Source organism: Pseudomonas arcuscaelestis (assembly GCF_016881005.1).
GTDB lineage: Bacteria > Pseudomonadota > Gammaproteobacteria > Pseudomonadales > Pseudomonadaceae > Aquipseudomonas > Aquipseudomonas arcuscaelestis.
On record NZ_JACOPV010000007.1, the window covers coordinates 1 to 24,299 of the forward strand.

Annotated in this window: 29 protein-coding genes; 11 read left to right on the top strand and 18 right to left on the bottom strand. The window is 58.1% G+C overall.

Features of this window, described 5'->3' with window-relative positions; translation table 11 throughout:
- The 5 genes from H8F21_RS11920 to tsaA form a co-directional block, all read left to right on the top strand.
- Window positions 1–93, top strand: a 93-nt coding sequence (locus tag H8F21_RS11920) for an integrase core domain-containing protein (protein ID WP_203481110.1), incomplete at its 5' end; no start/stop codon positions are given.
- An 86-nt stretch (window positions 94–179) separates the two neighbouring features.
- Window positions 180–650, top strand: coding sequence for a GNAT family N-acetyltransferase (locus H8F21_RS11925; protein ID WP_203475991.1), 471 nt, complete (start codon window positions 180–182; stop codon window positions 648–650).
- Between the two features lie 129 nt (window positions 651–779).
- Window positions 780–1,490 carry an rRNA pseudouridine synthase gene (locus H8F21_RS11930; protein WP_203584403.1) on the top strand — a complete coding sequence of 237 codons (711 nt, stop codon included), beginning with the start codon at window positions 780–782 and terminating at the stop codon, window positions 1,488–1,490.
- Between the two features lie 47 nt (window positions 1,491–1,537).
- Window positions 1,538–1,999, top strand: a complete 462-nt coding sequence (locus H8F21_RS11935; protein ID WP_203476001.1) for a YehS family protein — start codon at window positions 1,538–1,540, stop codon at window positions 1,997–1,999.
- Window positions 2,000–2,006: 7 nt separating this feature from the next.
- A complete protein-coding gene (tsaA, locus tag H8F21_RS11940) occupies window positions 2,007–2,702 on the top strand; it encodes a tRNA (N6-threonylcarbamoyladenosine(37)-N6)-methyltransferase TrmO (RefSeq protein ID WP_203476009.1) in 696 nt (231 codons plus the stop codon).
- 114 nt (window positions 2,703–2,816) lie between these two features.
- On the opposite strand, the gene fpr is transcribed toward tsaA, so the two are convergent.
- Window positions 2,817–3,596, bottom strand: a complete 780-nt coding sequence (fpr, locus tag H8F21_RS11945; protein WP_007908723.1) for a ferredoxin-NADP reductase — start codon at window positions 3,594–3,596, stop codon at window positions 2,817–2,819.
- A 119-nt stretch (window positions 3,597–3,715) separates the two neighbouring features.
- Between fpr and H8F21_RS11950 the strand changes: the two genes are divergently transcribed.
- On the top strand, window positions 3,716–4,642 hold the full coding sequence (locus tag H8F21_RS11950) for a LysR family transcriptional regulator (RefSeq protein WP_203476011.1): 927 nt from the start codon (window positions 3,716–3,718) through the stop codon (window positions 4,640–4,642).
- On the opposite strand, the gene H8F21_RS11955 is transcribed toward H8F21_RS11950, so the two are convergent.
- The 3 genes from H8F21_RS11955 to H8F21_RS11965 all read right to left on the bottom strand — a co-directional run bounded on the left by H8F21_RS11955 (window position 4,639) and on the right by H8F21_RS11965 (window position 6,706).
- Entirely contained in the window at window positions 4,639–5,004 is a 366-nt protein-coding gene (locus tag H8F21_RS11955) for a diacylglycerol kinase (protein ID WP_203476013.1), read from the bottom strand. The two genes, H8F21_RS11950 and H8F21_RS11955, sit on opposite strands and share 4 nt — an antisense overlap.
- A gap of 75 nt (window positions 5,005–5,079) precedes the next feature.
- Window positions 5,080–5,730, bottom strand: a complete 651-nt coding sequence (gene erdR / locus H8F21_RS11960; RefSeq protein ID WP_203476015.1) for a response regulator transcription factor ErdR — start codon at window positions 5,728–5,730, stop codon at window positions 5,080–5,082.
- Window positions 5,731–5,995: 265 nt separating this feature from the next.
- Window positions 5,996–6,706 (bottom strand): tRNA-uridine aminocarboxypropyltransferase, encoded by a 711-nt coding sequence (locus H8F21_RS11965; RefSeq protein ID WP_203542013.1) that lies wholly within the window; start codon window positions 6,704–6,706, stop codon window positions 5,996–5,998.
- Between the two features lie 237 nt (window positions 6,707–6,943).
- Between H8F21_RS11965 and H8F21_RS11970 the strand changes: the two genes are divergently transcribed.
- A complete protein-coding gene (locus H8F21_RS11970; protein WP_203476019.1) occupies window positions 6,944–7,360 on the top strand; it encodes a quorum-sensing-regulated virulence factor family protein in 417 nt (138 codons plus the stop codon).
- An 11-nt stretch (window positions 7,361–7,371) separates the two neighbouring features.
- On the opposite strand, the gene H8F21_RS11975 is transcribed toward H8F21_RS11970, so the two are convergent.
- The gene (locus tag H8F21_RS11975) at window positions 7,372–7,578 is read right to left on the bottom strand and encodes a hypothetical protein (protein WP_203542014.1); all 207 of its coding nucleotides are present in this window, start codon (window positions 7,576–7,578) and stop codon (window positions 7,372–7,374) included.
- Between the two features lie 391 nt (window positions 7,579–7,969).
- On the opposite strand from H8F21_RS11975, the gene H8F21_RS11980 reads away from it, so the two are divergent.
- Window positions 7,970–9,088: an LOG family protein gene (locus H8F21_RS11980; protein WP_203476023.1), complete on the top strand. Its 1,119-nt coding sequence runs from the start codon at window positions 7,970–7,972 to the stop codon at window positions 9,086–9,088.
- A 12-nt stretch (window positions 9,089–9,100) separates the two neighbouring features.
- On the opposite strand, the gene recX is transcribed toward H8F21_RS11980, so the two are convergent.
- From recX to H8F21_RS11995, 3 genes are all read right to left on the bottom strand, one after another.
- On the bottom strand, window positions 9,101–9,568 hold the full coding sequence (gene recX, locus H8F21_RS11985; RefSeq protein WP_203476025.1) for a recombination regulator RecX: 468 nt from the start codon (window positions 9,566–9,568) through the stop codon (window positions 9,101–9,103).
- 9 nt (window positions 9,569–9,577) lie between these two features.
- Complete coding sequence (gene recA, locus H8F21_RS11990) at window positions 9,578–10,642, bottom strand: recombinase RecA (RefSeq protein WP_203476027.1); 1,065 nt, start codon at window positions 10,640–10,642, stop codon at window positions 9,578–9,580.
- A gap of 103 nt (window positions 10,643–10,745) precedes the next feature.
- On the bottom strand, window positions 10,746–11,228 hold the full coding sequence (locus H8F21_RS11995) for a CinA family protein (protein ID WP_203476030.1): 483 nt from the start codon (window positions 11,226–11,228) through the stop codon (window positions 10,746–10,748).
- A 207-nt stretch (window positions 11,229–11,435) separates the two neighbouring features.
- On the opposite strand from H8F21_RS11995, the gene mutS reads away from it, so the two are divergent.
- Window positions 11,436–14,003, top strand: coding sequence for a DNA mismatch repair protein MutS (mutS, locus tag H8F21_RS12000; protein WP_203476038.1), 2,568 nt, complete (start codon window positions 11,436–11,438; stop codon window positions 14,001–14,003).
- Between the two features lie 140 nt (window positions 14,004–14,143).
- Window positions 14,144–14,467, top strand: a complete 324-nt coding sequence (gene fdxA / locus H8F21_RS12005) for a ferredoxin FdxA (protein WP_203476040.1) — start codon at window positions 14,144–14,146, stop codon at window positions 14,465–14,467.
- A gap of 566 nt (window positions 14,468–15,033) precedes the next feature.
- On the opposite strand, the gene rpoS is transcribed toward fdxA, so the two are convergent.
- From rpoS to H8F21_RS12045, 8 genes are all read right to left on the bottom strand, one after another.
- The gene (gene rpoS / locus H8F21_RS12010) at window positions 15,034–16,041 is read right to left on the bottom strand and encodes an RNA polymerase sigma factor RpoS (RefSeq protein WP_136477800.1); all 1,008 of its coding nucleotides are present in this window, start codon (window positions 16,039–16,041) and stop codon (window positions 15,034–15,036) included.
- Between the two features lie 107 nt (window positions 16,042–16,148).
- Window positions 16,149–17,024 carry a peptidoglycan DD-metalloendopeptidase family protein gene (locus tag H8F21_RS12015; RefSeq protein WP_203476441.1) on the bottom strand — a complete coding sequence of 292 codons (876 nt, stop codon included), beginning with the start codon at window positions 17,022–17,024 and terminating at the stop codon, window positions 16,149–16,151.
- 177 nt (window positions 17,025–17,201) lie between these two features.
- Entirely contained in the window at window positions 17,202–17,879 is a 678-nt protein-coding gene (locus H8F21_RS12020) for a protein-L-isoaspartate(D-aspartate) O-methyltransferase (protein WP_203476042.1), read from the bottom strand.
- Window positions 17,879–18,628: a 5'/3'-nucleotidase SurE gene (surE, locus tag H8F21_RS12025; RefSeq protein ID WP_203476044.1), complete on the bottom strand. Its 750-nt coding sequence runs from the start codon at window positions 18,626–18,628 to the stop codon at window positions 17,879–17,881. The genes H8F21_RS12020 and surE overlap by 1 nt, the downstream gene beginning before the upstream one ends.
- A complete protein-coding gene (gene truD / locus H8F21_RS12030; RefSeq protein WP_203476046.1) occupies window positions 18,628–19,674 on the bottom strand; it encodes a tRNA pseudouridine(13) synthase TruD in 1,047 nt (348 codons plus the stop codon). Before truD ends, surE begins: the two co-directional genes overlap by 1 nt.
- Window positions 19,671–20,144, bottom strand: a complete 474-nt coding sequence (ispF, locus tag H8F21_RS12035; protein ID WP_136477804.1) for a 2-C-methyl-D-erythritol 2,4-cyclodiphosphate synthase — start codon at window positions 20,142–20,144, stop codon at window positions 19,671–19,673. The genes truD and ispF overlap by 4 nt, the downstream gene beginning before the upstream one ends.
- 76 nt (window positions 20,145–20,220) lie before the next feature.
- The gene (gene fghA / locus H8F21_RS12040) at window positions 20,221–21,069 is read right to left on the bottom strand and encodes an S-formylglutathione hydrolase (protein WP_203584404.1); all 849 of its coding nucleotides are present in this window, start codon (window positions 21,067–21,069) and stop codon (window positions 20,221–20,223) included.
- An 8-nt stretch (window positions 21,070–21,077) separates the two neighbouring features.
- Complete coding sequence (locus H8F21_RS12045) at window positions 21,078–22,190, bottom strand: S-(hydroxymethyl)glutathione dehydrogenase/class III alcohol dehydrogenase (protein ID WP_203542017.1); 1,113 nt, start codon at window positions 22,188–22,190, stop codon at window positions 21,078–21,080.
- A 106-nt stretch (window positions 22,191–22,296) separates the two neighbouring features.
- Between H8F21_RS12045 and H8F21_RS12050 the strand changes: the two genes are divergently transcribed.
- Window positions 22,297–23,193: a LysR substrate-binding domain-containing protein gene (locus H8F21_RS12050; RefSeq protein ID WP_203476051.1), complete on the top strand. Its 897-nt coding sequence runs from the start codon at window positions 22,297–22,299 to the stop codon at window positions 23,191–23,193.
- Window positions 23,194–23,239: 46 nt separating this feature from the next.
- Here the strand turns inward: H8F21_RS12050 and ispD are convergent, their stop codons facing one another.
- The gene (ispD, locus tag H8F21_RS12055; RefSeq protein WP_203584405.1) at window positions 23,240–23,947 is read right to left on the bottom strand and encodes a 2-C-methyl-D-erythritol 4-phosphate cytidylyltransferase; all 708 of its coding nucleotides are present in this window, start codon (window positions 23,945–23,947) and stop codon (window positions 23,240–23,242) included.
- A complete protein-coding gene (gene ftsB, locus H8F21_RS12060) occupies window positions 23,944–24,222 on the bottom strand; it encodes a cell division protein FtsB (protein WP_136477809.1) in 279 nt (92 codons plus the stop codon). The genes ispD and ftsB overlap by 4 nt, the downstream gene beginning before the upstream one ends.
- Window positions 24,223–24,299: the final 77 nt, after the last annotated feature.

Genomic DNA, 24,299 nt, shown 5'->3' on the forward strand with positions numbered 1-24,299 from the left:
ATGGTTGACGAGGCAGTGCAGATCTACAACACAGAGCGGCCCCATATGGCCCTGAAAAACAAAACGCCCGATGCGGTGCATCGGGCGTTTTGAGGCCTGGTGGCCTACCTGAAAAGGTGTAAACCTACTTCAGGACTAGACAACTATCGTTGTTTCTGTTGTCCATGGAGAACGGATCGATGTACAGGCCCAGCAACGTGCAGACCCCAAGTTTCAGCGACTACTCGGAGCTGGTGCGGGTGTGGGAGGCTTCGGTACGTGCGACACATGACTTCCTTCCGGACAGCTATATATGCCTGCTGCGCGAGTTGCTGCTCGATCAATACCTCGATGCGGTGATGCTGATCTGCTGCAAGGATGCCAGGCAACGGATCATCGGGTTTGCCGGTGTTGCCGCCGGGCGGGTCGAGATGCTCTTCATTGAGCCCGGCAGCCGCGGCCAAGGTGTAGGCAAGCGTCTGCTGCAATACGCCATCAACGAACTCAATGCCTACCAGCTTGATGTCAACGAGCAGAACCCGCAGGCGCTGGGGTTTTACCTGCGCCAGGGCTTCGAGATTGTCGGGCGCTCAGAGACCGACGGCATGGGCCAGCCCTACCCCTTGCTGCACCTGAGGCTTATTCAGGCAAAAGCTGCGCAATTGGGCTGACAATCTGCCTCGTAGTCTTCTGAAATAAGCGAAATTGCAGATTAATAGCCCGATGGGCAAATGTTGCCGGACCAGGGCACGCCCAGGCGGTTACAATGGGCACCTTTCCCTATGCCTACGGCTGTCGTCATGTCTGAACCCATTCGCCTTTCCAAACGCCTTATCGAACTGGTCGGTTGCTCCCGACGGGAGGCCGAGCTCTATATCGAAGGCGGCTGGGTGACGGTCGATGGCGTTGTGGTCGATGAGCCGCAGTTCAAGGTGTCCGAGCAAAAGGTCGAACTACTGAACGGCGCACGTGCCGAAGCGCTGGAGCCGGTCACCCTCCTGCTCCATCAACCTGCCGACCAGGACGTCGACAGCGCTTGCAGTAGCATCAACGCTGCCAGCCTGTCTGCGGATCACAGCCACGGCCGTCGCCCACTCAAGGGCCATTTCGCTCGCCTGAACTGCGTAGCGCCGTTGCAACAAGGCGCCAGTGGCCTGCAGGTGTTCACCCAGGACTGGCGAGTCACCCGCAAGCTCGAATCTGATCTAGGCAAACTGGAGCAGGAATATGTCGTTGAAGTCACTGGCGAGATGATCGCTCACGGCCTGGAACGGCTGAATCGTGGCTTCACCTGGAAAGGCAAGGAACTGCCGAAGATCAAAGCCAGTTGGCAGAACGAGACTCGCCTGCGCATGGTGCTTAAGAACCCGCAGCCAGGCCTGATTGCCCTGCTGTGCAGCAGTGTCGGGGTCACGCCGGTAAGCATGCGGCGGATTCGCCTTGGCGGCGTCTCCATGAGCAAGCTGCCACTGGGCCAATGGCGCTATCTGGCCGCCACCGAAAAATTCTAGCAACACGGCGCAACCACCCAGGCTGCGCCCCGAACAGGATTGTCACCATGATTCACAACGATGTACTGCGCAGCCTGCGCTATTTACTCGACGTCAACGACGCCAAACTGACCGACATCATCAAGCTCGGCGGCCTGGACGTTGCCACGACCGATATCGTCTCCTACCTCAAGAAAGAGGAAGAAGAAGGCTTCGTACGCTGCCCTGACGAAGTCATCGCGCACTTTCTCGATGGCCTGGTGATCTTCAAGCGCGGCAAGGACGAAAGTCGTCCTGCCCAGCCAGTCGAACTGCCGGTGACCAACAACATCATCATGAAAAAGCTGCGGGTCGCCTTCGAACTGAAGGAAGACGACCTGCATGCAATTCTCAAGGCGGCCGACTTCCCGGTATCCAAACCAGAGCTCAGCGCCTTGTTCCGCAAAGTTGGACACAATAACTACCGTCCCTGTGGCGACCAGTTGTTGCGCAACTTCCTCAAGGGCCTGACCCTGCGGGTCCGCGGCTGAGCCATCTATGAGCTACAGCGTCGCACCGATCGGTTTCGTCCGTTCCTGCTTCAAGGAAAAATTCGCCATTCCGCGCCAGCCTCACCTGGCACCGGCAGCGCGTGGCGTCCTGGAGTTGCTGCCACCGTTCAATAGTGGCGATGCAGTAGCCGGACTGGAGCAGGTCAGCCATGTCTGGCTGTTGTTCCTGTTTCACCAGGCACTAGAAGACAAGCCAAGACTCAAGGTGCGCCCGCCGCGCCTGGGTGGCAATACCTCAATGGGCGTGTTTGCCACCCGGGCGACGCATCGGCCCAATGGCATCGGCCAGTCGGTAGTACGCCTGGAGAAAGTAGAAGCCGGGCGTCTGACGCTGTCAGGCATCGATCTGCTCGACGGCACCCCGGTGCTCGACATCAAGCCCTATGTACCCTATGCCGATGCGGTCAGTAGCGCGACCAACCAGATGGCCAGTGCGCCGCCCGCATCGATCGCGGTCGCCTGGAGCGATACAGCCCTGCCCCAGGCTCACGAGCACGCCTTGCGCCTTGCCGAGCCGCTGGTGGAGCTGATCGAACAATGCCTGGCCCAAGACCCACGCCCGGCGTATCAGATCCCGCCACCTGAGCGTGTGTACGGGGTGAAATTCTGGGATGTGCAAGTGCGCTGGCACTATCCGCAGCCGGATGAAATTCGGGTGCTGGAAGTGGTCCTGGATCTTTGAACATATCGGCGTAGGCGTGAGCTTGCCCCGCGGTGCCTTTTAATCGCAGGCCAAGCCCGCTCCTACAGACATGAAAAACCGGCCAAATAGGCCGGTTTTTTGTTCACGCGCTGCTTACTTCTCGACGAATGCACGCTCGATCAGGTAGTCGCCCGGCTCGCGCATACGCGCCGATATCTTCAAACCGAAGCTGTCGAGCACTTCACTGGTTTCATCCAGCATGCTCGGGCTACCGCAGATCATCGCACGGTCATCCTGAGGATTGATCGGCGGCAAACCAATATCACTGAATAGTTTGCCACTACGCATCAGGTCAGTCAGGCGCCCCTGGTTCTCGAACGGCTCGCGCGTAACGGTTGGGTAGTAGATGAGTTTGTCACGCAGTGCTTCGCCGAAGAATTCGTTCTGTGGCAGGTGCTCAGTGATGAACTCGCGGTAAGCCACTTCGTTAACGTAACGAACACCGTGAACGAGGATCACTTTTTCAAAGCGCTCGTAGGTCTCCGGATCCTGGATGACACTCATGAACGGCGCCAGGCCAGTACCGGTGCTCAGCAGGTACAGGTGCTTGCCCGGGTTCAGGTCGTCCAGCACCAGGGTACCGGTAGGCTTCTTGCTGATGATGATCTCATCGCCTTCTTTCAGGTGTTGCAACTGCGAGGTCAGCGGGCCGTCTTGCACCTTGATGCTGAAGAACTCCAGATGCTCTTCCCAGTTCGGGCTGGCGATCGAGTAGGCGCGCATGAGCGGGCGGCCGTTGGGCTGTTGCAGGCCGATCATCACGAACTGACCGTTCTCGAAGCGCAAGCCCGGATCGCGGGTGCACTTGAAGCTGAACAGGGTGTCGTTCCAGTGATGAACACTGAGGACACGTTCGTGGTTCATGTTGCTCATGTACGGGCTCCTGAAATAAAACGCAGCGCTAACCTAGAGCGCGATTGCGCGATAGTTTAGTGCGAGCGACAATATCTGTTAACTGAATTATCAAGATATGTCTTATCGGTTATATAGATATGCGATTTACGCTCCGTCAGCTCCAAGTGTTCGTCGCCGTAGCCCAGTATCAAAGCGTCTCGCGAGCCGCGGGAATACTGGCGTTATCGCAGTCGGCCGCCAGTACTTCGATCACCGAGCTTGAGCGCCAGTCCAGCTGCAAGCTGTTTGACCGCGCCGGTAAACGATTGAGCCTCAATGCCCTCGGCCAACAACTGTTGCCACAGGCTGTGGCACTGCTCGATCAGGCCAAAGAAATAGAAGACTTATTCAACGGCAAGTCTGGCTTCGGCTCCCTGGCAGTCGGCGCTACCTTGACCATCGGTAACTACCTGGCCACCTTGCTGATCGGCAGCTTCATGCAGGTTCACCCGGAGAGTCAGGTAAAGCTGCACGTACAAAACACTGCGCATATCGTGCAACAAGTTGCCCATTATGAAATTGATCTGGGTCTAATCGAGGGCGACTGCAATCATCCCGATATAGAAGTGCAGCCTTGGGTGGAGGATGAACTGGTGGTGTTTTGCGCACCGCAACATCCGCTGGCGAGCCGCGGCCAGGCCAGCCTGGAACAACTGACCCATGAAGCCTGGATCCTGCGTGAGCAGGGCTCGGGCACCCGCCTGACCTTTGATCAGGCCATGCGTCACCATCGCTCCAGCCTGAACATCCGCCTGGAACTTGAACATACTGAAGCCATCAAGCGCGCGGTGGAATCGGGGCTGGGAATCGGCTGCATATCTCGCCTGGCGTTGCGCGACGCTTTTCGTCGCGGAAGCCTCGTAGCGGTGGAAACGCCAGAACTGGATTTGGCGCGGCAGTTCTACTTCATCTGGCACAAGCAGAAGTATCAAACCTCTGCCATGCGAGAGTTCCTTGAGCTATGCCGCAGCTTTACCGCCGGCGTGCAACGCAGTGACGAGATCGTCTTGCCCAACATTGCCTAAAGCAGGATGACCGCCCAGATCAGCCCCACCATCGACATGGCCACGAGCTGAGCGGCGCTGCCCATGTCCTTGGCGTTCTTCGACAGGGGATGACGGTCCAGGGAGATCCGATCGATTGCCGCCTCAATCGCCGAGTTCAGCAACTCGACGATCAGGCCCAACAGGCACACAGCGATGAGGATCGCCCGTTCGGCGCGACTGACGTCCAGCCAGAACGCTACCGGAACCAATATTACATTGAGCAGCACCAACTGGCGGAAAGCCGCTTCACCGGTGAAGGCTGCGCGCAGACCGTCAAACGAATAGCCGGCAGCGTTGAAAATACGTTTGAGGCCGGTCTGGCCCTTGAAAGGCGATGACATAGAGGTCACTTCATCCACTGAAAAATGCGCGCAGCCTAGTGCAGATTGAGTCAAAAAAGCGTGAAGATCGGAACTTCAGCTCGACGAAACCGATTCAAGCTGTTGCAGCAGCAACGCAGCCTGGGTGCGGGTACGTACTCCGAGCTTACGGAAGATCGCCGTTACATGCGCCTTGATGGTCGCTTCCGAAACACTCAGCTCATAGGCGATCTGCTTGTTCAGCAAACCTTCGCAGACCATGGTCAGTACCCTGAACTGCTGCGGTGTAAGGCTGGCCAGCCCCTCACTGGCAGCTTTGGCTTCCGGCGAGACATCGACTTTTTCAAACGCTTGTGGCGGCCACCAGACGTCGCCATCGAGAACCTTCTTTACCGCTTCCTGAATGACTTCCAGCGAGCTTGATTTAGGAATAAAGCCACTGGCGCCGAATTCACGCGACTTCACCACCACTGCGGCTTCTTCCTGAGCAGAAACCATCACCACGGGAATCTGTGGGTATTGTCCGCGCAGCAACACCAGGCCTGAGAAACCGTAGGCTCCTGGCATGTTGAGGTCGAGCAGCACCAAGTCCCAGTCGGACTTTTCAGCGAGGCGGGTTTCAAGCTCGGCAATACTCGCCACTTCTACCAGGCGAACATCAGGCCCAAGACCCAAGGTTACTGCCTGACGCAGGGCACTGCGAAACAGCGGGTGGTCATCGGCAATCAGGATTTCGTACGTGGCCATCGATCTAATGATCCTGTTTTGTGCAGGCGCAGGGAGGAAAAATAGGCGCCTGGCGGGCAACTCAAGGTATTGGCGGCACTGCCGCACACCCAAAAGGCACTTCAAGGCCAGGAATTGCAGTGTTTCAAGCCTTGTATATGCCCGAATCGGCGCCAAGGATGCCGAGCCCGGACCGGGTGGTCAAGCTGATTGCCCGGTCCGGGCAGGCAGGCAATGGTCGCCAGCCCGTCCATTATGGCGCAATGTGCGGCGCCTGCCCCTTGTACTATAGGAAGGTATGCAAACGCTGGTGTACCGCGTCCTGCTCGTCAATCGGCCATTGATGCTTGGCACTCAGGTAATGCGTACTGAATACATCCAGGTAGGCATCCAGTGCCTCGGAGGCGCGTTGATCACCCGCCAGCTCCAGACACAAAGCCGCAACCTCTGCAGTGCAGAGATGATCATCACGTTTGGAGCGTCGCAGACGATACCGCGAGAGCTGCTCCGGCTGCAGGCTCAGTACCGGGAAACGATCGAGGTAAGGGCTTTTGCGAAACATTTTGCGGGCTTCGGTCCAGGTTGCATCCAGCAGAATGAACAGCGGCCGTTTACCCGGCTCACGGACCACCTCATTAACGACCCTTTGCGGCGCGACAAACTCACCCGGAAAGACGATATAAGGCTGCCAATGCGGTTGATCCAGCAATGCCAGCAGCGCCTCGTCGACCGAAGTACGCTGCCAACCAAACGCCGAGGTATCGGCAATCAGGTCAGCAATCAGCCAGCCGGTATTGCTCGGTTTCAATGGCTCGGTGTCGTGCATCAGCAGGCACATGGCTGAGTCGGCCGGCAACTGCGGTCGCCAGGCACACAGGCAGTGACTGAAAATGACTCGACAGTGTGGGCAGCGTGGTGCCCGTGATCCACGAGCAACGAAAGGTTTTACACTGCGCGCCAGGCGTTCGGCGCGCAGGCGCGATACGGCGTGGCTCATGGCAGCAGACTATGTAGGCAAGGGAGGGATGGCACTGCGTGGACTCGGCAAGACAGGAAAACCCGTGCAGTTTATCAGAGCTTCCCTACTGGCTGACGGTATTTGCCGTGCAGCTTAAGCGTCGACTCCTTATAATCCCCAGCCTGTCGCTTCCCACTGGCACCACGACTTCGCACTTGAGGGAACGCCGTGCGCAGTTGCCGGTCAAATCGCCAGTTATCGAATCAGGAGAAATTCATGCTGCGTTTCATCGCCCCGACTCTGAGCCTTTTGCTCGCCCTGCCCCTGGCTGCCAATGCCGCCTCCAAGCAGGAATACGAACTGAGCAAGATGCTGCAGAAAGTTGCCACCCAAAGCAGCGTGGGCACACCGCGGGCGATCAACGAAGATATCCTCGACCAAGGTTATACCGTCGAAGGCAAGCAACTGATCAACCACCTGAGCGTGCGCGCCAGCCATGCCGAAAGAATGCAGGCTGATCCAAACACTGTGCGCAGCCAACTGGGCGACAGCGTCTGCAAGAACACCGGCTTCCGCCAGTTGCTGGCCAAAGGCGCGGTCCTGACCTATCGTTTCACCGAGTACAAGACCAATCGTCTGGTCGGTGAACAGGCCTTTGATGCCGCAAGCTGCGGCCTGAAAGTAACCAAGTAGCCTTAGCCCCCCTACACCACCTCTTCTTCCTCACTGTCGCGCCGTTGCTTTTCATCGGCGCGCAGTTCGGCCACCAGGGCCTGGACGTAGCGTGAGTGTCGCTCCCCTCCCCCAAGACGACGCAGACACTCTTGTTCAAGGCTCAGATTGTTGTCCTGAGCCGAACGCTCGAGTTGCTCAAACAATTGCGCATCGAGCTCCAGATTCAGCCGTTGCATGTGACAGCCTCCCTGCACCGCGACAACTATTCAGATTTCCAGTTAACCATTCCCTTGCCTTTGCAGATCCTCGACCGACGAGCGGTGCACAATGCCATTGCACAACTCGACAGTAGAACCTTTCTGCATAAACCCCCGCCAAGGTCTAAATTGAAAGCAAGCGCCCGCCCGTTGAGGGGATAGCACCGGGGGATGCCTGCGGAGGCCTTGCATTAGCATTGCCAAGCGACAACAACAAAGAGCCCATCATCACTGCAATGAGACCTTGCAGGTCTACTGCAATGCTCGAGATGCACACTCGAGCCACAGCAGCCAGCGACACATGCAGTGTCGCGGCCGGAAGCTCTACAATGGGTCCGGTCAGAGGTTTTGCTGCAGAAGGAGACGCTGAATGCCGTACCATCCGAATGAGCTGCTTTACAGTCATTTCAAAAGTAATGGAATCGATCTGAGCAAGCTGGAAGAACAACTGAACCTGGTTGCACCCAATAGCCCCAACCTGCCGCTGTACCGCGACATGATGCTGACCGTACTGCGCATGGCCCAGGACGACAGTAACCGCTGGAACGCCAAGATCACCCTGCAAGCGCTACGCGAGTTGGACCACGCCTTCCGCACCCTTGAACAGTACAAGGGCAAGCGCAAGGTCACCGTGTTCGGCTCCGCCCGTACCCCCATCGAACACCCCATGTATGCACTGGCCAGGGAACTGGGCGCAGCGCTTGCCCGCTCGAACCTGATGGTCATTACCGGTGCTGGTGGCGGCATCATGGCCGCTGCCCACGAAGGTGCAGGCGTCGATAACAGCCTGGGTTTCAACATCACGCTGCCGTTCGAACAGCACGCCAACGCCACCGTGGACGGCACTGACAAACTGCTACCGTTTCACTTCTTCTTTATCCGCAAGCTGTTCTTCGTCAAGGAGGCCGATGCCCTGGTGCTTTGCCCGGGCGGCTTTGGCACATTGGACGAAGCGCTGGAGGTGCTCACTCTGATCCAGACCGGCAAGAGCCCATTGGTACCTGTGGTACTTCTGGATTCGCCAGGCGGCAATTTCTGGCAGGACGCCCTGAACTTCATCACCCGGCAGCTGGAAGAAAACCGCTACATCCTACCCAGCGACCTGAAGTTACTGCGCCTGGTACACAGTGCCGAGGAAGCTGTAGAAGAAATCAATCAGTTCTACAGCAACTACCATTCCAGTCGCTGGCTGAAAAACCAGTTCGTGATTCGCATGCATCATCCTCTTAACGAAGGTGCACTGCTTGATCTACAAGAGGGCTTTGCCGACCTGCGCCTGAGCGGCCAGTACCACCAGCACGCCTACGCGGGAGAACACCACGACGAAGCCAGGTTCAGCCACCTGACACGGCTTTCGTTTGCCTTCAATGGCCGTGACCAAGGACGCCTGCGCGAACTGGTGGACTTTATCAACCTTTCGGAGAACTGGGCCAAACCTGAACCCATGCATACGACGCAGCGGGCTCGCGAAGCGCTGAAAGTTACATAGGTTGGTATGCGACTAATCGTCCAGACCTCGGCCGCTCAACAAGCGGCCGACCATCTCCATGGAAAAACCACGGTAGACCAGAAAGCGGGTTTGCTGTGCACGGCTGCGCGGGTCGCTGGGCAACTGACCGGAAAATTTACGCTGCCAGGTGTCTTGTAACAGCCCCGCCCAGTCCACTCCGCTCTCGCGCAGGGCCTGGTCGATGTCGCCACGTTGCAGGCCCCGCTGGCTGAGCTCTTCGCGAATGCGTGCAGGGCCGTAGCCAGATCGCGAGCGATAGCTGATAAAGCTTTCCAGGTAGCGGGCTTCGCTGAGCAGACCCTCGTCCGTCAAACGGTCGAGTTCCTGATCAATCAATTCGGGGGGAGCGCCGCGCTGACGCAACTTGCGCGTCAGCTCGACTCGACCATGCTCGCGGCGCGCGAGCAGGTCCATGGCTGTCCGCCTTACGGCGACGGGGGTGTCGAGTACAACGGACATAGGGACAAATCAACCAGCTTCAGTTTCAGCTTCGTCTTCAGGCTCGGCGTTAACCGCAGCAGCTTTGCCCGCAGCCTCCACTGCGCCGGGGTTCAGCAGCTTGTCGCGAATCTGCTTTTCAAGGGTGGCAGCGATTTCCGGGTTTTCCTGGAGGAACTTGGCCGAGTTGGCCTTACCCTGACCAATCTTGCTGCCCTGGTAGCTGTACCAGGCGCCGGCTTTTTCCAGGAAGCCATGCAGTACGCCAAGGTCAATGATCTCGCCGTTGCGGTAAATACCCTTGCCGTAGAGAATCTGGAATTCAGCCTGACGGAAAGGAGGTGCGACCTTGTTCTTGACGATTTTGACGCGGGTTTCGCTACCGACGACTTCGTCACCTTCCTTCACCGCACCAGTACGACGGATGTCCAGACGGACCGAAGCGTAGAACTTCAGCGCGTTACCACCGGTGGTGGTTTCCGGGCTGCCGAACATCACGCCGATTTTCATACGAATCTGGTTGATGAAGATAACCAGGCAGTTGGCGTTCTTGATGTTACCGGTGATTTTACGCAGCGCCTGGGACATCAAGCGGGCTTGCAGGCCCACGTGCATGTCACCCATCTCGCCTTCAATTTCAGCCTTGGGTACCAGCGCAGCCACGGAGTCGACAATGATCACGTCGACAGCGTTGGAACGCACCAGCATGTCGGTGATTTCCAGGGCTTGTTCGCCGGTGTCTGGCTGCGAGACCAACAGGTCGTCAACATTGACACCCAGCTTGCCCGCGTACTCAGGGTCGAGCGCGTGTTCGGCGTCGACGAACGCACAGGTAGCACCCATTTTTTGGGCCTGGGCGATAACCGACAGGGTCAGCGTGGTTTTACCCGACGACTCAGGACCGTAGATTTCGACGATACGACCTTTTGGCAGACCGCCAATGCCCAGGGCAATATCCAGGCCCAGGGAGCCGGTGGAAATGGCCGGAATAGCCTGACGCTCGTGGTCGCCCATGCGCATGACCGCGCCTTTACCGAATTGACGCTCGATTTGCCCCAGGGCCGCAGCCAAGGCGCGCTTCTTGTTGTCGTCCATTGAAGTCCTCACGTAATCGATAGGGCCTGACGGCCTGAACACCTGTATAAGTAGCCAGTATTATTCCACAGGGTTTTCTTCCCGCCTACCCCCGAAGTGCGATTTACTCTGCACCAAGCTGTAACAAGCCCTCTAGCGCGGCGATCACCGTTTGTCGGCGCACCTCGTCACGGTCGCCTTCAAAGTGCCGGCGCTCACTGTTCACACGCTCGCCATCAGCCCAAGCCAGCCACACGGTGCCTACCGGCTTCGCCGCAGAGCCGCCGTCTGGCCCGGCCACACCACTGACCGCTACGGCAAAGCGTGCGCCACTGGCTGCCCGGGCGCCACGGACCATGGCTTCAACCACTTCCTGGCTAACGGCCCCGACTTGAGCGAAAAGAATTTCAGGCACTGCCAACTGTCGAGTCTTCTGCCGGTTGGAATACGTTACATAACCAGCTTCGAACCAGGCTGAACTGCCCGGTATCCGCGTTATAGCTTCGGCGATACCACCCCCGGTACAGGATTCGGCAGTGGTCACCTGGGCATTGAAACGCCGCAAGTGCTCACCCAAACGGGCGGAAAGCACAGTGATCGTATCCATGACACGCTCCTTGAAAGACTGCTGCCTACCCTACACCAGCGCCGTGCGGCATACATCTTCTGGGCTGCAGCACTCGCGCAGGACATCTACGAAAATGCATGGACAAATGGTCGCGGCGCGCAGGATGGCTCGGCATCTGCGGCAAAATCCCTGTAACATTGTCCGCTTGCCTTAGGTCTAAACGACACTGCGAGCCATGTTTCTGTAATGAGTGATCTTTCCGCGCACACCCCGATGATGCAGCAGTACTGGAGGCTGAAAAACCAGCACCCAGACCAACTGATGTTCTACCGCATGGGCGACTTCTACGAAATCTTCTATGAAGATGCGAAGAAGGCCGCAAAACTCCTGGACATTACCCTGACTGCCCGCGGGCAATCGGCGGGCCAGTCGATTCCCATGTGTGGTATTCCCTTCCACGCGGCCGAAGGGTATCTGGCCAAGCTGGTGAAGTTGGGTGAGTCGGTGGTGATCTGCGAACAGATTGGCGACCCGGCCACCAGTAAAGGTCCGGTAGAGCGGCAGGTTGTGCGCATCATCACGCCGGGTACGGTCAGTGACGAAGCGCTGCTCGATGAGCGTCGCGACAACCTGATCGCTGCCGTGCTGGGTGATGAACGCCTGTTCGGCCTGGCAGTGCTGGATATCACCAGTGGCAACTTCACCGTGGTAGAAATCAAGGGCTGGGAAAACCTCCTGGCCGAGCTTGAGCGCATCAATCCGGTCGAGTTGCTGATTCCCGATGACTGGCCCCAAGGCCTGCCGGCAGAGAAGCGTCGTGGTGCCCGTCGCCGTGCGCCGTGGGATTTCGATCGCGATTCGGCGCGCAAGAGCCTGTGCCAGCAGTTCGCAACCCAGGACCTCAAAGGGTTTGGCTGCGAGAAACTCACCCTGGCCATCGGCGCCGCCGGCTGCTTGCTGGGCTACGCCAAGGAAACCCAGCGTACCGCCCTGCCGCATCTGCGCAGCCTCAAGCATGAACGCCTGGATGACACCGTGGTGCTCGACGGCGCCAGCCGCCGCAACCTCGAGCTGGATGTAAACCTGGCAGGTGGCCGCGACAACACCTTGCAGTCGGTCATTGACCGCTGCCAGACCGCCATGGGCAGTCGCCTTCTGACGCGCTGGCTGAACCGGCCGCTTCGCGACCTGAAAGTGCTGCAAGCGCGCCAAGGCTCGATTCGCTGCCTGCTCGACAGCTACCGCTTTGAGAAGCTACAGCCCCAACTCAAGGAAATCGGCGACCTCGAGCGGATTCTCGCCCGAATTGGTCTGCGTAATGCCCGTCCCCGCGACCTGGCGCGCCTGCGCGATGCCCTCGGCGCCCTGCCGGAACTGCAAAATGCCATGGCGGAGCTTGAAGCACCGCACCTGGCACGCCTGGCGGTTATTGCGGGGACTTATCCGGAACTGGCCGATCTGCTGGAAAAAGCCATCATCGACAACCCACCTGCTGTCATTCGTGACGGTGGAGTGCTGAAAACCGGCTACGACAGCGAGCTGGACGAACTGCTGTCGATGAGCGAGAACGCCGGTCAGTTCCTTATCGATCTGGAAGCCCGGGAAAAAGCGCGTACCGGCCTTGCCAACCTGAAAGTCGGCTACAACCGTGTGCACGGTTACTTCATCGAACTGCCGAGCAAACAAGCCGAACAGGCGCCCGCCGACTACATCCGTCGCCAGACACTCAAGGGCGCAGAGCGTTTTATCACCCCTGAGCTGAAAGTCTTCGAGGACAAGGCCTTGTCGGCCAAGAGCCGCGCCCTTGCACGCGAAAAAATGCTCTACGACGCCCTGCTCGAAACCCTGATCGGTCATCTGGCACCGCTGCAGGACACCTCCGCGGCCTTGGCCGAACTGGATGTGTTGAGCAACCTTGCCGAACGCGCGCTGAATCTCGACTTCAATTGCCCAATCTTTGTTGATGAGCCCTGCATGCGCATCAACCAGGGCCGCCACCCAGTAGTCGAGCAGGTACTGACCACACCTTTCGTGGCCAACGACCTGAGCCTGGATGACAACACCCGCATGCTGGTGATCACCGGCCCGAACATGGGTGGTAAATCCACCTACATGCGTCAGACCGCCTTGATCGTGCTGATGGCGCATATCGGCAGCTTTGTACCGGCCGCCAGTTGCGAGCTGTCGCTGGTAGACCGGATTTTCACCCGTATCGGCTCCAGCGATGACCTGGCCGGCGGGCGTTCGACCTTCATGGTCGAAATGAGTGAAACCGCCAACATCCTGCATAACGCTACCGACCGCAGCTTGGTGCTGATGGACGAAGTGGGTCGTGGAACCAGTACCTTCGACGGCCTGTCGCTGGCCTGGGCAGCGGCAGAGCGCCTGGCGCAGCTGCGCGCCTATACCTTGTTTGCCACGCACTACTTCGAACTTACGGTGTTGCCGGAAAGCGAGCCTCTGGTTGCCAACGTGCACCTGAACGCCACCGAGCACAACGAACGTATTGTCTTTCTTCACCATGTGCTACCGGGGCCTGCCAGTCAGAGCTACGGCCTGGCCGTGGCCCAGCTGGCCGGCGTTCCAACACCGGTAATCCAGCGTGCACGCGAACACCTGGGTCGGCTGGAAACCGCCAGTCTGCCCCATGAAATGCCCGTTGTGCCCAAAGGTGCGCCTGATGTTCCGCACCAGAGCGACTTGTTTGCCAGCCTGCCACACCCGGCCATTGAGAAGCTCGGGAAGCTTGACCTGGACAACATGACGCCGCGTCAAGCTATCGAAATGCTCTATACACTAAAGACTCTGTTATAACGCGAGCCCGCACAAGCTGATAGAATCCCGCGCGGTTTGACGGTGCTGCAGGTTACTAGCCTGGCCTGCAGCAAAATGATCAAACCGAGCGTCCCTGTCTGGAAGGGTATCGCTGCCGTCGCCTGAGGAGAGAATTAGAAATGACCTTCGTCGTCACCGACAACTGCATCAAGTGCAAGTACACCGACTGCGTAGAAGTCTGTCCGGTGGACTGCTTTTACGAAGGCCCGAACTTCCTGGTCATTCACCCGGATGAGTGCATCGACTGTGCATTGTGCGAGCCTGAATGCCCTGCCCAAGCCATTTTCTCGGAAGACGAAGTGCCAAGCGGCATGGAGAATTTCATCGAGATCAATGCCGAGCTGGCAGAGATCTGGCCAAACATCACCGAGCGTAAGGATGCCCTGCCAGACGCTGAAGAGTGGGATGGCAAGCCAGGCAAGATCGCAGACCTGGAGCGCTAAGCTCTGCGGATCAAAAAAAGGCCCTTCAAGGGCCTTTTTTCATGTTTATCGCGGGCAAAAAAAAGGGGCGGTTTGACCCGCCCACATTTTTTCCGTAGTCCCTTTATTCCCTGTCATCGTCCTGATGAATCGCGTCCTGCGATGTCCTTGGCCGTCATCCTTGAAAGCCTGTGTCAGTCCGTAGACACAGTTCAGATACTAGCGTGCGCACGATTTCCAGCAACCGGTTAAAGCTCTCAAAAAGCTGCGGAAATATTGTTGAAACAAACAACAATAATATTGATTTTCAATGACTTACAAAAACGATCACGAAATTATCGACATAAATTTACTTAATTACATGACGATGGCTTACACCACACGTAAGCAAACGCCTACACGGAAAGGTACTGAGACACCCTTGGAAGGGAGCTTTCGCCAAGTCCGAATATTTCACTGGTACTAAAAGGAAACATTCACCCCTTAGTCGCTTTACGCTTCGGCGCAAGCATGGCCAACATCCTTGGCAACGGCACAAACAAAAACGCCTCGATCATGTCGAGGCGTTCTTTGCTGCAAGCAAATGCTTACTGGAACAGCGACTCACTGGACAAGCCATTTTTCTCGAGGATCTCACGCAGACGCTTGAGCCCTTCTACCTGGATTTGGCGAACCCGCTCACGGGTCAGACCGATCTCCAGTCCAACATCCTCCAGGGTGCTGCTTTCGTGCCCCCGCAGGCCAAAACGACGAATCACCACTTCCCGCTGCTTGTCGGTCAGTTCACTCAACCATTGATCGATGCTCTGGGACAGGTCGTCATCCTGGAGCAACTCACAAGGGTCAGTGGGACGGTCATCAGTCAGGGTATCAAGCAAGGTCTTGTCAGAGTCCGGCCCCAGGGACACATCCACTGACGATACCCGCTCGTTGAGCCCAAGCATGCGCTTAACCTCGCCAACTGGTTTTTCCAGAAGGCTGGCGATCTCTTCCGGGGACGGTTCGTGATCGAGCTTCTGGGTCAGTTCGCGTGCAGCGCGCAGGTAAACGTTTAGCTCCTTGACCACGTGTATGGGCAAGCGAATCGTACGGGTCTGGTTCATGATCGCCCGCTCGATAGTTTGCCGAATCCACCAGGTAGCATAGGTAGAGAAACGGAAACCACGTTCAGGGTCGAATTTCTCGACTGCACGAATCAACCCCAGGTTGCCTTCCTCGATCAGGTCCAGCAACGACAGCCCACGATTGACATAGCGTCGGGCGATTTTCACCACCAGACGCAGATTGCTCTCAATCATGCGCTTGCGCCCAGCCGGATCGCCACTTTGCGACAGCCGCGCAAAATGGACCTCTTCCTCGGGTGAGAGTAAAGGCGAAAAGCCGATTTCATTAAGGTACAACTGGGTTGCATCAAGCGCCCGCGTATAGTCGATATACTTATGTTGCTTGAGTGATGAGCCTTGTTTAGCCTTGGTCCGAACCGTAGATACAGCAGGTTCGTCTGACACCGCATCCGTTTCCAAAACAATGCCGGTCTCCATCAGGAGAACTTCATCGTCGATGTCAAACTCCGGCACTTCTTTACTGAGAGCCATTGTTATAGTCCTTTGCTGAGTTCGAACTCAGACTCAAGCGACGCCGATATCCTTGGCAGCGCTGGAGCCTGTCCCCTCTACGTGAGGAACAGGCCGGGTTCTAGCAATCAACGACGCGGCAGGAACTGCAGCGGATCAACAGGTTTGCCCTGGCGGCGAATCTCAAAATGCAGCTTCACCCGGTCTGTGCCCGTGGAACCCATTTCGGCAATTGTCTGCCCTACTTTGACCTGCTGACCCTCCCGAACCAAAAGCCTGCGGTTGTGACCGTAGGCACTGACGTAGGTATCGCTGTGTTTGATGATTACCAACTCGCCGTAGCCCCGCAAGCCACTCCCGGCGTAGACAACTGAACCATCAGACGCAGCAAAAACAGGCTGTCCCAAATCACCGGCGATATCAATGCCTTTATTCAAACTACCGTTTGAAGCAAATTTCCCAATCAATACACCGGTAGCCGGCCAGGCCCAACCGCCCACTGCACGCTCCCGCGCAGGCACCTGTACTGGTGCTGCGGTGGAGGTGCTCACCACTGGCGCTTTAGTGGCTGGCGCAGTTGACAGCGGCTTGGCAGGTGTACCTGCCGGGCGGGTGGTAACGGTGGTTTTGCTGGAGGGAGAGGAGGAGGTAGTGACCACCTTGGTGGAGCCTGCAACAGTGCTCCCAGTGCGACCATCAAAACGAATAGCCTGTCCAGGGCGGATGGTATAAGGCGGCGCAATACCGTTACGGGCAGCCAGGTCCTTGTAATCCCAACCATAGCGAAAGGCGATAGAAAACAAGGTATCGCCAGGGCGCACCACATACTGGCCGCTGGTAGTTGCTGGGCGCTTAGCTATCGTCGGTGCATTGCGGTCTACCACTCGGGCACTGTTGGAGGAGGTGCTGGAGCAGCCGGACAACAGTGAACCCACGGCAAGTGCAATCACCAGAAGCTTGAAGCTCGAAAATCCCCTGCGCTGCTGAATGATTGTGTGACCCACCCGCCGCTCCCTCTCTTGGTGAACGCTGTGAAAATGCAATAATGTTTCAATTATAACCGAGCACATGCACCTTGCGGACACCGGGTCTTCGCAAATGTGAACCCTGACAGATTAGGGCAGCCAGGCAGATAGACAGAGCAATGCTGGAGTAATTCGCCGGCTACGAAAAAAAGCTGATCAGGCCAAAGGCCCGGTCAGCAGGGGAACGAAGCGCACGGCACCTAGTACCCGCCGCGAAAAACCATGCTCTTCGCGCACAATCAGCATCAGCTGCTGGGTTTCACCTGTTGGCCCTACGGGAATGACCATCCGCCCACCGGGTGCCAACTGGTCGAGCAAGGCCTGCGGAACTTCCGGGGCAACGGCGGTAACGATGATGCCGTTGTAAGGCGCGAGCGCCGGCCAGCCTTCACAACCATCACCCCAGCGAAATACCACGTTGCGCAAGTTCAGCTCGGTGAGTCGCTCCTTGGCGCGATCCTGCAGCACTTTGATGCGCTCAACCGAAAAAACCCGCTCGACCAACTGAGCGAGAATGGCGGTTTGATAGCCAGAACCGGTGCCGATCTCCAGCACCTTGTCCAGAGGACCTGCTTCAAGCAACAGTTCACTCATGTGCGCAACCATGAACGGCTGAGAGATCGTCTGGTTATTGCCGATTGGCAGCGCAGTATCTTCATAGGCGCGATGAGCCAGGGCCTCGTCGACAAACAAGTGACGTGGCGTACGCCGCAATACGTCGAGCACCTTGGGGTTGGAGACCCCTTCTTCTATCAGGCGCTTGATCAGACGTTCACGGGTTCGCTCAGAGGTAAAACCGATACCATGGCGCATCAGATCCTCCTGTTCACGCATCAGAGCAGCCCCTCCAGCCAACCATCCAGACGCTCGAATGCATCATTGAAAGTGCGGTCGAGCTGCAATGGTGTGATTGAGACGTAGCCCTGCATCACCGCATGAAAATCGGTGCCCGGGCCGCCATCCTCGGCATCACCCGCCACCGCGATCCAGTAACCTTCCTTGCCCCTGGGGTTGACTACCTTGGTAGGCGCCGCAGCACGCGCACGGTGCCCCAAACGCGTTAACTGGATGCCACGAATATGTTCCAGCGGCAGGTTGGGAATGTTTACATTGAGCACTGTTCGCGGCGGCAATTCCAGGCTCTTGTGCGCCTCAACCAGCTTACGGGCAAAATAGGCAGCGGTAGGCAGGTTGTCGGGAAGGCGCGACAGAAGCGAGAAAGCGAAAGACGTTCCGCCCAGGAAACGCCCCTCCAGCGCTGCCGCGACAGTCCCGGAATACAGTACGTCATCACCCAGGTTGGCGCCCAGGTTGATCCCCGACACCACCATGTCTGGCGTCTGCTCCAGCAGGCCATTGAGCCCCAGGTGCACACAGTCGGTAGGCGTGCCATTGAGACTGATATAACCGTTGGACAAAGTCTGCGGGCACAGTGGACGGTCGAGCGTCAGCGAGCTGCTGGCGCCGCTTTTGTCTTGATCAGGGGCTATGACCACACATTCGGCATAATCGGCCAGCGCCGCATGCAGCGCGGCGAGCCCCGGTGCAGTAACCCCGTCGTCGTTCGAAATCAGAATACGCATTAGCTGTCCGTCTGCCCTACCGACACCAGATCAACAAGCTCGCGCACCACGACGGTGGCAAAGCATCCGGCCGGAAGGACGAATTCCAGTTGCAGAACATCAGGCTCGGGATAATGCCACGTCAGACCGCCAATGGGCAGTCGCAGGATACGACGTTCGTGCGTCATACCCGCCCGCGCCAGCCATTGGCACAACGAAGCCTGCTGTTCACCGATACGTTGTTCCAGTTCGCCAGTGACGCCGCTGGTAGCGGGCAGTCCCTCGCCCCACATGGGGCCGGTGGGATGCAAGTCGAGAATTGCCAGGCGCGGGTCGGAACACTCCGCCTCCCCCGCCGGGAAAAAACTGCGGCTATCCGTAAAAGCCAGCAGATCGCCGACCTGAGCGTGCTGCCAACTTCCGTTGGTCACACGTTGCGCCAATACCTGATTGAACAGGTAGCTGCGCGCGCTGGAGAGCAGTCGCGAACGCACATTGCGCTGTTCCGGCAACGCCTGGCGCCCAGCCCAATCAAGGGCGTCGTGAATGTTGCCGCCTTCGTGACCGAAACGCTGGGTGCCGAAATAGTTGGGAACGCCCTGACTGCGCAATTGCTCCAGGCGTGCGTCCAGGGCCGGGTGGTCGGCATTCAGGCCTGTCAGGCGCAAGGTGAAGCCGTTGGCTGAATGCGCGCCGCGCTGCAGCTTGCGTGAATGCCGGGTGCGCTTGAGGATGCTCAGGGTCTCGTTTTCGGCCGCGCCAAGATCCGGGTCGGCCTTGCCTGGCAGGTGCAGACTGAACCATTGACGGGTCAGTGCCTGGCGATCTTTCAGACCGGCGTAGCTGATATTGCGCAGCGGTACACCGGCGGCCCGGGCCAAACGGCGCGCGGCCTCCTCAGTGTTTAGATTGCGCTTCTCGACCCACAACCACAGGTGTTCACCGTTACCGGACAGCGGGATGTCCAGCACCTCATCGACCTGAAAGTCTTCCGCGGTGGCTTTGAGAATAGCGTTGCCCAGTACCGGGCCCGACGCGCGCGGGCCTAACAGTTGCAGTTCATTCATGCGGGCAGCAACAAGGCGACAGCGTGTACGGCAATGCCCTCCTCGCGACCGGTGAAGCCAAGCTTCTCGGTAGTGGTGGCCTTGACGTTGACCTGGTCGAGCTCGACCTGCAGGTCCAGAGCAATCAGCTCGCGCATAGTGTCGATGTGCGGCGCCATTTTGGGTGCCTGGGCGACAATAGTGGCGTCGACATTGCCAACCTTCCAGCCTTTGGCCTGAACGATATTGAGCACATGGCGCAGCAATACACGACTGTCGGCGCCTTTGAACTGAGGGTCGGTATCGGGAAAGTGCTTACCGATGTCACCCAGCGCCGCAGCCCCAAGCAAGGCATCGCTCAGGGCGTGCAACACCACGTCGCCATCGGAATGGGCCAGCAGCCCGAACTTGTGCGCAATGCGCACCCCACCCAAGGTGATGAAATCGCCTTCCGCGAAGCGGTGCACATCGTAGCCGTGGCCAATACGCATAAAAAAACGCCCTGATTGAGTCAGGGCGTGATTCTACCTGCTTTGCCGGGCATTAGGCTGATTTGTAAGACGGTGCCTACAACAAACCCAGTGCCACTCCATGATGGCGCAAATGCTCATCGATAAAGCTGGCGATGAAGTAGTAACTATGGTCATAGCCTGGCTGCATGCGCAGATCCAGTGGATGGCCTGCCGCTTGCGCGGCCTGGATCAATGCCTGTGGCTTGAGCTGGTTTTCAAGAAAGTCGTCACGATCCCCCTGGTCCACCAGCAGCGGCAAACGCTGTTGAGCCTCGGCTATCAACACACTGGCATCCCACTCGCGCCAGCGCGCCCGATCTTCGCCCAGGAAGCGCGAAAATGCCTTCTGTCCCCATGGGCAATCCATTGGATTACTGATCGGTGAGAACGCCGACACAGAGCGATAACGCCCAGGATTGCGCAGCGCACAGACCAAAGCACCGTGCCCACCCATCGAATGCCCACTGATCCCGCGCAGATCGGAGGCTGGAAAATGCGCCTCGATCAATTTCGGCAGTTCCTGCACAACATAGTCGTGCATGCGATAGTTCTGCGCCCAGGGCTGCTCGCTGGCATTGAGGTAGAAACCGGCCCCCAGGCCAAAGTCCCAGGCACCCTCCGGATCTGTCGGCACTTGCGGCCCACGAGGGCTGGTGTCAGGCGCAACGATGATCAACCCCAACTCGGCGGCAAGCTTCTGTGCCCCAGCCTTCTGCATGAAGTTTTCGTCCGTGCAGGTCAGGCCGCTAAGCCAATACAGCACGGGTAGCTTGCCGCCATGCTCTGCCTGAGGTGGTAGGTAAACGGCAAACACCATGTCGCAACCCAGCACTTCGGACCGGTGGCGGTAGCGCTTGTGCCAGCCACCAAAGCTTTTCTGGCAGGAAATGTTTTCCAGGCTCATGGCTAACCTCAGAAATGAATAACGCTGCGAATGCTCTTGCCTTCATGCATCAGGTCGAAAGCCTTGTTGATATCTTCCAGGCCCATGGTATGGGTAATGAACGTATCCAGCGGAATCTCACCTTTTTCCGACATCTCAACATAACTTGGCAGCTCGCTGCGGCCACGCACGCCACCGAAGGCCGAACCGCGCCACACCCGCCCGGTAACCAGTTGGAACGGACGCGTCGAGATCTCCTGGCCGGCACCGGCAACGCCAATGATCACCGATTCACCCCAACCCTTGTGGCAGCATTCCAGCGCTGCGCGCATCAGTTGCACGTTGCCGACGCATTCGAACGAGAAGTCCACGCCGCCATCGGTGAGGTCGACAATTACCTCCTGGATTGGACGATCGTAATCCTTTGGGTTGACGCAATCGGTGGCACCCAACTGCCGGGCGATTTCAAATTTGCTCGGGTTGATGTCTACGGCAATGATACGAGAAGCCTTGGCTTTGACTGCGCCAATGATCGCCGAGAGGCCAATACCGCCAAGACCGAATACAGCCACGGTGTCACCAGGCTTTACCTTGGCGGTGTTGAGCACTGCACCGATACCGGTAGTGACGCCGCAGCCCAGCAGGCAGACCTTTTCCAGCGGCGCTTCTTTCTGGATCTTGGCCACGGAAATTTCCGGCAGCACGGTGTACTCGGAAAAAGTCGAAGTACCCATGTAATGGAACAGCTGCTGCCCTTTGTAGGAAAAACGTGTTGTGCCATCTGGCATCAGGCCTTTGCCCTGGGTCGCACGAATGGCCTGGCACAGGTTGGTCTTGCCGGAGCGGCAGAATTTGCACTGCCCACATTCGGGCGTGTACAGCGGGATAACATGATCACCCACGGCTACCGAAGTGACGCCCTCGCCCACGGCCTCGACGATAGCTCCGCCTTCATGACCCAGAATCGATGGAAAGATACCTTCAGGGTCCGCACCGGACAGCGTGTACGCATCGGTATGACAGACACCACTGGCAACTACGCGCAGCAGCACTTCGCCTGCCTTGGGCATCGCCACATCGACTTCGACGATTTCCAGCGGTTTTTTCGCCTCGAAGGCAACAGCGGCACGGGACTTGATCATCAATCTTCTCCAGCAAGGGGTCGGTTCAAGCTCGAAGTGTAATTCATCCTGTTTTGCTTAATAATCCGGGTAAAGACAAAACATTATTGCCATACAGGGATAATCAATGAGCAGTCGCTGGGAAGGGATCGACGAGTTCGTTGCGGTGGCCGAGTCTGGCCAGTTCACCGCAGCAGCCGAGCGCCTGGGGGTTTCGTCCTCGCATATCAGCCGCCAGATCGCCCGGCTGGAAGACCGCCTGCAAACTCGCCTGCTGTACCGCAGCACCCGAAAAGTGACCTTGAGCGAAGCCGGACAGACCTTTCTTCAACACTGTCAGCGCCTACAGGATGGCCGTGAGGAAGCCCTGCGCGCCATCGGCGACCTGACCAGCGAACCCAAAGGCTTGCTGCGCATGACCTGTGCGGTGGCCTATGGCGAGCGTTTCATTGTTCCACTGGTGACGCGGTTCATGACGCTGTATCCACAGTTGCGAGTGGACATCGAACTGAGCAACCGCACACTGGACCTGGTTCATGAAGGCATGGATCTGGCCATTCGCCTGGGCCGACTGCAGGACTCGCGCCTGATCGCCAGCCGCTTGGCTGCGCGACGCATGTATGTATGCGCATCGCCTGCTTACCTCGAGCGTTATGGGCGCCCGCACAGTCTTTCGGAGTTGGTACGGCATAACTGCCTGATCGGCAGCTCGGATATCTGGACATTGCAACAGGATGGCCGTGAGCACGGCCTTCGGGTGCAGGGTAATTGGCGCTGCAACAGCGGCCAGGCGGTGCTGGATGCCGCACTGCAAGGAATAGGGTTGTGTCAGCTTCCGGATTACTACGTCTTGGAACACTTGAAGACGGGATCATTGGTGTCGCTGCTCGAGGCCCAGCAGCCTCCCAACACCGCGGTCTGGGCGCTGTATCCACAGCAACGGCACCTGTCACCGAAAGTACGCAAGTTGGTGGATTATTTACGTGAGGGATTGGCGCGTCTGCCCGAGTATCGCGCAGGCTGAGCGGGCCCTGTCGCGGGACAAGCCCGCTGCTACCAACGGCGGCTTTTCAGCCGCGCTTGGCCCAGCGCTGGCGCAACCATTCCAGGTCTTCAGGCCGAGTGACCTTGATGTTGTCACTACGCCCTTCAATCAAGCGCGGCGCCTGTCCGGCCCATTCGATGGCCGAGGACTCATCGGTGATTGCCACATCAGCCACCAGGCTGTCAGCCAGAGCCCGGTGCAAGGTACCCAAGCGAAACATCTGCGGTGTGTACGCTTGCCAGACAGTGCTGCGATCAATGGTGGAACTGACTCGGCCCTTGCCATCAGCGCGCTTGAGGGTATCGCGTGCGGGCACAGCCAGCAGCCCCCCAACAGGGTCGTCGGCAAGTTCGAACAGCAGCCTATCAAGGTCACTGCGCGCAAGGTTCGGCCGAGCGGCATCGTGTACCAGCACCCAATCGCTGTCCGCCGCACCTTGAGCATGTAACAGCAACAAGGCGTTCAGCACCGAGTCGGCGCGCTCCAGGCCGCCAGTAGCACGCTGAATGCGTGGATCGCTGGCGCAGCGAAGGTTGGGCCAATAAGGGTCGTCAGCAGCAACACTGACCACCACCCCTTTTACGCAGGGATGGTCGAGAAAACAGTCGAGGCTATGCTCGAGAATGGTCTGCCTGCCCAATTGCAGGTACTGCTTGGGACGGTCGGCAGCCATGCGGGCACCAACGCCCGCAGCAGGAATCACGGCCCAGAAGGCCGGCAAGGTCTGGTTCATTGGGCAAGCTGGTAGAGGGTTTCACCCTCCTTGACCATACCCAGTTCGTGGCGAGCCCGTTCTTCGACGGTTTCCATACCTTTCTTCAACTCCAGTACTTCAGCATCAAGCACACGATTACGTTCCAGCAGCCGCTCGTTCTCGGCGTGCTGTTCCGCAATTTGCTGCTTGAGTTCGGTGACATGGGCCAGGCTGCCATTGCCCACCCACAGGCGATACTGCAGGCCACCGAGCAGTAGGAGCAGGACGAGGAACAACCAATAAGGACTGCGCATCAGGGTATCCAGTGGAAAAAGACCGCGGCCTGTACAGGGCACTGATGGCACGAAGCCTGACCGAAGCCAGGCTTTGT